The organism is Burkholderia sp. Ac-20384 (assembly GCF_017104605.1).
GTDB classification, from domain to species: Bacteria; Pseudomonadota; Gammaproteobacteria; order Burkholderiales; family Burkholderiaceae; genus Burkholderia; species Burkholderia lata.
In genome coordinates, this window is record NZ_JAAGPE010000570.1 from 1 (window position 1) to 2559 (window position 2559).

Sequence of the window (2559 nt, forward strand, 5' to 3'; positions counted from 1 at the left end):
CTGTTCAACCTCGAGCGCCGCCAGGGCCGCCTGCGCGCGTGGCTGCAGCGCCGCGTGACGCGCGTGCGCGCGGTCGGCGGCAAGGGCGGGGTGAGGATCGTCGTCGCGAGCACGATCGCCGGTGCGATCGCGGCGATCGTCGCGGTGAAGCTGATCGGGCCGCCGGGTTTCCTGCGTCCGCTGATCTACGCCGGGTTGCCGCTGGTCGCGATGCGCGCCAGCTACCGTGCGCTGGTGGAGCGCTTCCGGATCCGCTTTCTCGAAGCGTTCCCCGACGCGATCGACGTGATCGTGCGGGCCGTGCGCGCGGGCATTCCGGTCACGCAGGCGATCAGCATGGTCGGCGACGGCGCGGCCGAGCCGGTGCGCACGACGTTCCGCTCGATGGGCGACAGCCTGCGCGTCGGCGCGGATCTCAAGGACGTGCTGACGCAGGCGGCGGACCGGTTGATGATCGCGGACTTCTCGTTCTTCACCGTCTACCTGCTGCTGCAGCGCGAGACGGGCGGCAGCCTCGGCGAAACGCTCGACGAGCTGTCGAGCATCATCCGCACGCGCCGCGACATCCGCCTGAAGACCCGCGCGCTGACCGCCGAAGGGCGCATCACGACGAACATTATTTCGGCGGTGCCGTTCGTGATGATCGGCGCGCTGTTCCTCGTGAACCGCGACTACGTGATGCTGCTGTTCACGACGCACCCGGGGAACACGATGCTGACGATCGCGGCCGGGTTGCTGACGGTCGGTCTGCTGGTGATCCGCAAGATCTCGAAACTGGATACCGCGCGATGACGATGTCGATACTGGCCGCCCGTGGCCTCGAGTTGCTGTTGTTGCTCGGCTGTGTCGCGGTGGCGCTCGGCACGCCCGGCGGCGGCACCCGCCAGCGGATCGCCGCGCGCGTGCGGCTGGCTGCCGGGCAGCATCCGCCGGCATCGGTGGCGGGGTGGCTGCAGCCGGGTGGCGTCCGCCTGGACCTGACGCGCCGGCTCGCGCAGCTCGGCGAACGGTTGCCGGTGCTCGACCCGATGCAGCGCGTGAAGCTCGGCCTGCAACTGACGCGCGCGGGTTTTCGCGAGCGCCGCACGGTGTCGGTGATGATCGGGATCAAGCTGAGTTGCGGCGTGCTGTTCGCGTGCGGTGCGATCGTGTTCAGCCCGCTGATTCCGCGCTTCGGCGAATACTTCGTGATCCGCGCGCTGGCGATGATCGCCGCGTTCGTGATCGGCGTGATCGTGCCGGAATACGTGCTCGGCGCGATGATCCGGCGGCGGCGGCGCATCATCGCCGCGTGCTTTCCCGATGCACTCGATCTGCTGGTGATCTGCACGATGGCCGGCAACAGTCTCGCGTCGGGCATCCGGCGCGTCGCGCACGAACTGGCGCGCATCTGCCCGCCGCTCGCCGACGAGCTGACCGTGTGCGCGGACGAGCTGACGCTGAGCGGCGATGTGGCCGCGACGCTCGCGCATTTCGCGATGCGTGTCGATTTCACGTCGGCGCGCTCGCTCGCGACGACGCTGACGCAGTCGCAGCGGTTCGGCACGCCGATCACGCAGGCGTTGCGCACGCTGTCGCGCACGGAGCGCACCGAGCAGATCGTCGCGCTCGAGGAACGGGCCGCGAAGCTGGCGCCGAAGATCACGCTGCCGATGATGCTGTTCATCCTGCCGACGGTCTGCCTGATCGCGGCGGGCCCGGCGGCGATTCGCCTGCTCGAGGTATTCAGATGACACGATCCGTCGTACGCGCGTTCGCGCTCGCGGCCGTGCTGCCGATGCTGGCCGGCGGCTGCGGCGCACCGGGCATCCAGACGCGGCCGGTGCTGTCGCACAAGAGCGACGACCCGCAGGCCGAATTGCGCATCGCCGACAGCGCACTCGCCGGCGGCAACGTCGATCTCGCGTCGACGCTGTACGAGAAGGTGCTCGCGAAGCATCCCGATTCGCTCGCGGCGCGCCTGGGGCTCGGCGACGTCAACTACCGCGCGGGCGACCTGGAGCGTGCGCGGATCCTCTACGACGAAGCGCAGCGGCAGGCGCCCGCGGAACTCGGCCCGCGGCTCGGGCTTGCGCGCGTCGCGTTGCGGCAGCGGCGTCTCGACGAAGCCGCGCAGCGCTATCGCGACCTGCTAGCCGCGCAGCCGAACCATCCGCTCGCGGCGGAAGGGCTCGGCACGGTGCTCGACCTGCAGGGACGTCATGCGGATGCGCAGGTCGTGTATCGCGACGCGCTGCGTGCGCACCCGGACGCGCAGGGGCTGCGTGTCGACCTCGGGCTGTCGCTCGTGCTGAGCAACCGGCCGCGCGAGGGCGTGAACGTGCTGCTCGACGTCGCCGGGCTGCCGTCCGCGCCGTGGCAGGCGCGCCAGAATCTCGCGTTCGCGTACGGCGTGCTCGGCAACACCGATTCGGCGAAGAAGCTGCTGTCCGCGGAGTTGCCCGCGTCGGCGGTGGCCGACAACCTGCGTTTCTACCAGGCGGTGCGCGCGCGGCTTGCGTCGCGCGGGGGCGCAGGGGGGGCCGGAAGTGCCGGTAGCGCGCCGCCGCTGTCCGGCGC

The 2559-nt window shown here is 70.7% G+C and carries 3 protein-coding genes; all 3 read left to right on the forward strand.

Annotated features, from left to right (window positions below; translation table 11 throughout):
* A partial coding sequence (locus tag G3O00_RS41795) for a type II secretion system F family protein (protein ID WP_206146501.1) occupies positions 1-792 on the forward strand: 792 nt, incomplete at its 5' end.
* Positions 789-1733, forward strand: coding sequence for a type II secretion system F family protein (locus G3O00_RS41800; RefSeq protein WP_174930486.1), 945 nt, complete (start codon positions 789-791; stop codon positions 1731-1733). The genes G3O00_RS41795 and G3O00_RS41800, both read left to right, overlap by 4 nt.
* Positions 1730-2559 (forward strand): tetratricopeptide repeat protein (locus tag G3O00_RS41805; RefSeq protein WP_206146502.1); only part of this gene is annotated, 830 nt, incomplete at its 3' end. The genes G3O00_RS41800 and G3O00_RS41805, both read left to right, overlap by 4 nt.

Excerpts from the sequence above, each read along its gene's own strand:
- G3O00_RS41800 (WP_174930486.1), top strand. The coding sequence starts at position 789 with ATGACGATGTCGATACTGGCCGCCCGTGGCCTCGAGTTGCTGTTGTTG.